Here is a 2,161-nt window from a genome sequence, read left to right as displayed (position 1 = left end):
TCTCGCTGCCCTGCTCGGCCCCTCATCCGCAACAATAAAAGGTTGGGCGGGCAAAGGAAAATATAAATCATTTAAAACTCCCCTCGGAATATCAGGTTTCGAAATGGAAGACCTGAGAGATATCGAGGATGTGGCTGAAATGCTTGACAGCCGATGGTCAGATGAATTTACTACACGACCGGTGCGCGTATTCAATTCAATAGAACTCTTTGCCGGAGGTGGAGGCTTGGCATTGGGAATGGAAAAAGCAGGGTTCAGACATGTGTTGCTTAATGAATTTGACAAATCGGCATGCAATACACTCAGAGTGAACCGTCCGGAATGGAACATAATTGAAGGCGATGTACGTCATATCGACTTCACTCCATTGCGTGGAAAAATAGATTTTCTTTCAGGCGGTTTCCCTTGTCAGGCGTTTTCTTACGCAGGAAAACAGGGAGGTTTTAATGACATCCGGGGCACTATGTTTTTTGAATTGGCAAGAGCCGTAAAAGAAATACAGCCAAAAGTTTTCATGGGTGAAAATGTAAAGGGACTTGTTTCTCACGACAATGGCCGCACATTCAAGACTATCTGCAACATAATATACGAATTGGGGTATACTTTGATTCCTCCGAGAGTATTGAAAGCAATCAAATATCAGGTTCCTCAGAAAAGGGAGCGCATCATACTTATTGCCGTGAGAAATGACCTGGCACCTATCGCCAGATTTGAATGGCCGTCTCCTTTCAGCCGCATAATGACCCTTAAGGATGCCTTTTACAAAAGCGAAATATACGATACTGATGTACCAGAATCGAACGGTGCATCATATCCATTAAAGAAACAAAAGGTTCTTGAACTTGTGCCGCCGGGCGGAGACTGGAGAGATCTTCCGGATGATGTTGCCAGAGACTACATGGGCGGAAGCTGGTATCTGGGAGGCGGAAAAACTGGAATGGCAAGAAGACTTTCCCTTGAAGAACCATCTCTGACCCTGACATGCTCTCCCTGTCAAAAGCAAACGGAAAGATGCCATCCCTTATTTACAAGACCCTTGAGCATAAGAGAATACGCAAGAATTCAGACATTCCCTGACAATTGGATGTTTAAAGGCACATTAAGTGATCAATATAAACAAATCGGCAACGCTGTACCTGTAAATCTTGCATGGGCCGTAGGCAGAGCCATAATAAGGATGCTTAATGAAATGGAAAAGATGAATCCTTCCGCGACATCAGAGTGTTCCGAAGAAGTCCTGTCAATCCTGAATGCACAGAAAAAACTTGTAGTTGTAAAAGACTTAAGAACCGGGACATCTACAATACAATCACGTCACAGACAACTCAGCCTGTTCGATTAGTCTGATATTTTGCAACATACATGAATATCGTGAAAAACAGACAAATTCTAAATATTGCAAATTCCATGAATTTGGATTAACTTTGCATTTTGTAAGTAAATAATAAAACCACAACCCAATAATTATTCCGGTTAATGGATAAGAATACGCTTAACGGTCTGCTGATGATGCTTGCCGTTTTCCTGATTTTCATGTGGCTGCAGCCCAAACACACTGACAGCGACAGCAACACCGAGTCTGAAAGAACATCGCAGGGTGCCCCGGTGGCAGCTCTCGCCGACTCTCTTAGTCCAACAGAACACGAATGGCTCGTGAAAAACATCGTTGACAACGGTGTCCCGGAAACTCTTTCCGACTCAACCCGCGCATACCGTCTCACACAGGGTCCGGTTAACCTCACTCTCGCTGGTGATTCAATCTGGGGAACAGTTGAGGTCGAAGGCGACAAGCTCGCCTGGGGTGACATAACCCGAGGCGACATAAAGAAAGTGGGCATTGACCGCCAACGCAAGGCGATTGCAGCTGTAAAGGCTATGTCCGAATCGCTGGGACGCTACGGCAAGTTCTCAAAATTCCTCGGTAGTTCCGATTCAAAGGTGCTTCTGGAAAATGATGTGCTTAAGCTTGAGCTTAGCGCGAAATCAGGTTCGATAACCCGCGCTGAACTGAAGAAATATGACACCGAATATTCTTCTGACGAGACTGAGAAAAGAAAAGAGAAAGTTGTCATTTTCGAAGGCGACCGCAACCGCTTCAACTTCCAGTTGCCGCTGCCGCAGCCGGTGGAGACCGCCGACCTCTGTTTCACCCCCAGACAGT

At 45.6% G+C, this 2,161-nt stretch carries 1 protein-coding gene and 1 pseudogene; both read left to right on the top strand.

Annotated elements, in window-relative coordinates; all coding sequences use genetic code 11:
* On the top strand, positions 1–1,342 hold a 1,342-nt coding region (gene dcm, locus JX312_RS12615), incomplete at its 5' end, for a DNA (cytosine-5-)-methyltransferase (RefSeq protein WP_370541513.1).
* Positions 1,343–1,476: 134 nt separating this feature from the next.
* Positions 1,477–2,161: pseudogene (locus tag JX312_RS12610) on the top strand (hypothetical protein); the annotation flags it as partial.

The organism is Barnesiella sp. CU968, assembly GCF_905219685.1.
In the GTDB taxonomy this organism is placed as follows: domain Bacteria; phylum Bacteroidota; class Bacteroidia; order Bacteroidales; family Muribaculaceae; genus Lepagella; species Lepagella muris_A.
Note: the sequence above shows the minus strand (reverse complement) of the source record. Positions and strands in the feature narration are given on the sequence as shown.